4 protein-coding genes are annotated in these 4,523 nt (G+C 48.4%); 3 read left to right on the forward strand and 1 reads right to left on the reverse strand.

Annotated features, from left to right (window positions below):
- Positions 1–1,064: S41 family peptidase (locus tag PX481_RS03545; protein WP_288093686.1), on the reverse strand; the 1,064-nt coding region annotated here is incomplete at its 3' end.
- A gap of 245 nt (positions 1,065–1,309) precedes the next feature.
- Here PX481_RS03545 and PX481_RS03550 point away from each other — a divergent pair.
- The 3 genes from PX481_RS03550 to thiD all read left to right on the forward strand — a co-directional run bounded on the left by PX481_RS03550 (position 1,310) and on the right by thiD (position 4,378).
- Positions 1,310–2,131 carry a cell division protein FtsQ/DivIB gene (locus PX481_RS03550; protein ID WP_288025172.1) on the forward strand — a complete coding sequence of 274 codons (822 nt, stop codon included), beginning with the start codon at positions 1,310–1,312 and terminating at the stop codon, positions 2,129–2,131.
- 192 nt (positions 2,132–2,323) lie between these two features.
- The gene (gene ftsZ, locus PX481_RS03555; RefSeq protein ID WP_061430136.1) at positions 2,324–3,571 is read left to right on the forward strand and encodes a cell division protein FtsZ; all 1,248 of its coding nucleotides are present in this window, start codon (positions 2,324–2,326) and stop codon (positions 3,569–3,571) included.
- Positions 3,572–3,577: 6 nt separating this feature from the next.
- On the forward strand, positions 3,578–4,378 hold the full coding sequence (gene thiD, locus PX481_RS03560) for a bifunctional hydroxymethylpyrimidine kinase/phosphomethylpyrimidine kinase (RefSeq protein ID WP_288093688.1): 801 nt from the start codon (positions 3,578–3,580) through the stop codon (positions 4,376–4,378).
- Positions 4,379–4,523: the final 145 nt, after the last annotated feature.

Here is a 4,523-nt window from a genome sequence, read left to right on the forward strand (position 1 = left end):
AATCCGGAACCGTCACTGAGACTGCGTACCGATTGCACTAATCCCTTACCAAAGGTTTTCGTACCGACAATAACCGCCCGATCATGATCCTGTAAAGCTCCGGAGAGAATTTCACTGGCACTGGCGGAACCACCATCGACGAGGACAACCAGAGGTTTATTAGTCAAAGCTTGATTGTTAGCCCGTTGACGTTCCGTCACCCCTTTGCGATCGACCGTAGAGACAATTAAACCATCAGGTATCCACATCCGAGCGATTTCGATGCTGGCGTAAAGTAAACCGCCGGGGTTAGAACGCAGATCGAGAATATAACCCTTCACCTCTTCAGATTCCAATTCGCGAATCGCTTGACTCATATCGCCACTAGCTTGGGCGCTAAATTGATTGAGACGGATATAACCAATTTTACCGATCGGGGTGTTTTCCGTGCGGGCCCGCACTGGGTGAATTTCAATTTTGGCCCGGGTAAGAGTCAATTCTTTTTTCTCCTCACCCCGTTGAATCGTGATCTTAACGCTTGTCCCCACTTTGCCGCGGATCATGCTCACCGCTTGCTCCAGTTCCATGCCTTCGGTAGATTTACCATCGATAGCGATAATCACATCTTTGGGCAGCACACCAGCTTTAGAAGCGGGAGTATCTTCAATGGGTGAAACCACGACTAACTGCTTAGTTTTCTCATCTTTGGTCAGTTGAATCCCTACCCCGGTCAATTCTCCCGATGTATCGATCTTCATATTGTTAAACTCTTTGGGATCCATAAAACGGGTATAGGGATCATTGAGAGTTTTCAACATCTCGCGGATAGCGGTGTATGCTTCCTCTTGATTTTTGTAGGAACGATTTAAATACTGATTGCGGATGGCGTTCCAGTCCGATTGATTAAAAGTGCCATCTAAATAAGTGCGGTTGATGATCTGCCAAACCTCATCAACGGTTTCCTTGGGACTTTCCTGAAAAAAAGCTTGACTTTGGGAGAGACGGAATCCCGCCCCCGTGACGGCGACGGTAGACAGGACCACTGCTGTAGCACCGAGAACAAGTCCGCGTTTGTTGATAACCATAGGTAATTTTCGGATAAATTAGGCTGTTCTTGCCAGAACGCTCTTTCTGGCTGACCGTCGAAATATCTTGGCAAAAAGGAGCGTTTAGGTTTACTGGAGACAGACAAAAGAACGCCTGTAGACTACTACTGTTATAACATTTATTATCTCTTTCTTTGTCAAACTGGTTATTTGAGTAGCGATCGAGTTGCCAGCAGCCCACCTCGCGACCTAAGATAACAGCAAAACTGTCCTAGATTTTCCCTATGAGTGATCAAATCCTTTCTTCCCTCTCCCTAGAACAAAAACGACAAAACCTGCGCCACCAAAGGCGATCGAAGGTGTGGCAAGCCTTGGGTCGCTTTCTGGTGGTTAGTGGTTTAGCGACGGGATTAGCTTGGGGGATGACTTCACCCTATTGGACAATTACCAAGGCCGGACAGGTGGAAATCGCAGGCACGGAATTAATGTCGCCCGAGTCGATTCGTGCTTGGCTAAAATTAAGCTATCCTCTGTCTCTCTGGGAATTACCCACCCATCAATTACGAGAAAAATTAGCGGCTATTCCCGCTATTGCCGACGTTAAGATCGAGCGGCAATTATTACCCCCGAAAGTGATTGTTTCTATTCAAGAAAGAAAACCTGTTGCCCGTTGGCGTTCCCATCAACAGCAAGGCTTTTTAGATGCCACCGGAACGATAATTCCTCAAAGCTATTATGGTCGAACTCTGCCCAAAAACCAATTACCTAGCCTAGAAGTGCTTGGTTACGACCGACAATATCAACAACAGTGGCAAAAAATTTATCCCTTAATTGATAACTTATCAATTAAAGTTACCGCCATCGATTGGCGCAATCCTAGTAATCTTGTACTAAAAACCGAACTGGGACAGGTCTATTTAGGTTTTTATAAAGATAGATTGCCCGAAAAATTAACCGCTCTCGTACAATCGCGGTCATTGTCATCCAAGATACCTCTAGCGCGAATTATCTACATTGATCTGAGCAATCCCGATGCTCCCACTGTACAATTAAAACCGCAGCCAGCCCCTATGGTTGCCAAAGTAACGGCAACTGGTAGGGATTAACTGGAATTGATCAGCAAATAACCGCAATTATTCCCTTTATGTATTGCCAAAAACCCCAAATTATGATTTTCTGAACCAGAAACTGATAATGTAGATACTGGAACCGACATAATATTAGTGATAGTGTTAACATTGCATCTCTGATTCATCAAACCAATAACAGAATCTTGTACTAAGAGTGTTCCAATTCCAATGACATCGATTAATGAAATCGTTCCCACCTATCCCAATCTGAACAGTAACGATTATGCCAGTTCAGCCATGAGCGAAGATAATCATTACTCTCAGAATAATGCTGGAGTATTATTTACTCGCCCCCATGAATCACAGATGACACCCCGAGAAGAAAGTCGTAGTAATCGCATCGTGCCAAGTAATGTCGCCAAGATCAAGGTGATCGGGGTCGGCGGTGGGGGCTGTAACGCCGTTAACCGCATGATCGCCAGTGGCGTGACTGGAATCGAATTTTGGGCAATTAACACCGACGCCCAAGCCCTGGCCCACTCCTCCGCCCCCCAGAGGTTACAAATCGGGACAAAATTAACCCGCGGCCTAGGGGCGGGGGGCAATCCGGCGATCGGACAGAAAGCGGCGGAAGAATCTCGGGATGAAATAGCCCAAGCATTGGAAGGAACCGATCTAGTCTTTATTACCGCCGGCATGGGCGGCGGCACGGGAACGGGGGCCGCTCCAATTGTGGCCGAAATTGCCAAAGAAATCGGCTGTTTGACCGTGGGAGTTGTGACTCGTCCCTTTACCTTCGAGGGTCGTCGTCGCACTAATCAGGCCGATGAGGGGGTGGGGGGTTTACAAAGTCGGGTCGATACCCTGATTATTATCCCCAATAACCAGTTATTACAGGTGATACCCGCCGACACTCCCCTACAGGAGGCTTTTCGGGTCGCTGATGATGTGCTGCGCCAAGGGGTACAGGGGATCTCGGATATTATCACTATCCCCGGTCTGGTGAATGTGGATTTCGCCGATGTGCGGGCAGTGATGGCCGATGCGGGTTCGGCCCTAATGGGCATCGGCATCGGTTCCGGAAAATCTCGGGCTAAGGAAGGAGCGATCGCTGCTATTTCCTCGCCGTTACTGGAATCCTCGATCGAAGGTGCGAAAGGCGTAGTCTTTAACATCACCGGCGGTCAAGATCTAACCCTACACGAAGTCAATGCCGCCGCCGAAATTATCTATGAAGTGGTTGATCCCAACGCTAATATCATCTTCGGGGCAGTAATTGACGAGAAAATGCAGGGAGAAGTCAGAATTACCGTCATTGCCACCGGTTTTTCCGGCGATTCCCCCTCTCGTCCCACCGGTAGCAAGGTGGTGATCAATGCCCCCGCACCCAGTCCGGCCCCGACTCCCGAACCACCAAAACCGGCGGGATTAGATATCCCCGAATTCTTGCAACGTCGTCGTCCTTTTGATCGCTAACCTCCTATGACTGCCATTGCCCTCACCATCGCCGGTTCCGATAGTGGTGGCGGCGCGGGAATTCAAGCTGATTTGAAAACCTTCGCCTTCCACCGAGTTCACGGCACCAGCGCCCTTACCTGCGTTACCGCCCAAAATACCCTAGGGGTCGAGCGCATCGAGTCCCTAAGTCCAGAAATGGTGACAGCCCAAATCGATGCCGTGGTCAGGGATCTGTCTGTGTCAGCGGTTAAGACGGGAATGCTGTTTAGCAGCGAGATTATCGAAGCAGTGGCCGAGGCGATCGAGCGCTGGCGTTTAACCAGTTTAGTGGTCGATCCGGTTATGGTTTCGCGGGTAGGAGCCAAATTAATTGATGATCGGGCTGTAGATAGTCTTTTTGATAGTTTAATTCCTCTGGCTTCGATTATTACCCCTAATCGTTACGAGGCGCAGCTTTTAAGTGGCATCGAGATCAATAATTTTGAGGCGATGAAAGCGGCCGCCGAAATTATTTTCCAGAAGTCGGCCACACCAGTATTAGTGAAAGGTGGCGGCATGAAAGGCCGGCTGCGTGGGGTTGATATCTACTTTGATGGGGAGGAATGGGAAACTTTTAAGACCAGAAGCGTCGAAACCAATAACACTCACGGGACTGGTTGTACCCTATCGGCAGCGATCGCTGCTAACCTCGCTTTGGGGGATGACCTGAAAATAGCGGTGAAAAAAGCCAAGGATTACGTTACTAACGCCCTCGATCATTCCCTCCCTATCGGTCAAGGAACCGGTCCTGTGGGCCATTTTTACCGCTTAAAAGCCCTAAATTAGTCAATTCATCGAAAATTTTGGGTCTGAAACCCCGTCGTTCTACGACGGCTTTACTGTTAAATATGAGCATCGTTTACGAAATATATGCTAAAATGTGAGACATGGAAAAAGCCTATTCGTTTCGATTTTACCCCACACCAACACG

Source organism: Microcystis sp. M53603_WE2 (assembly GCF_030065435.1).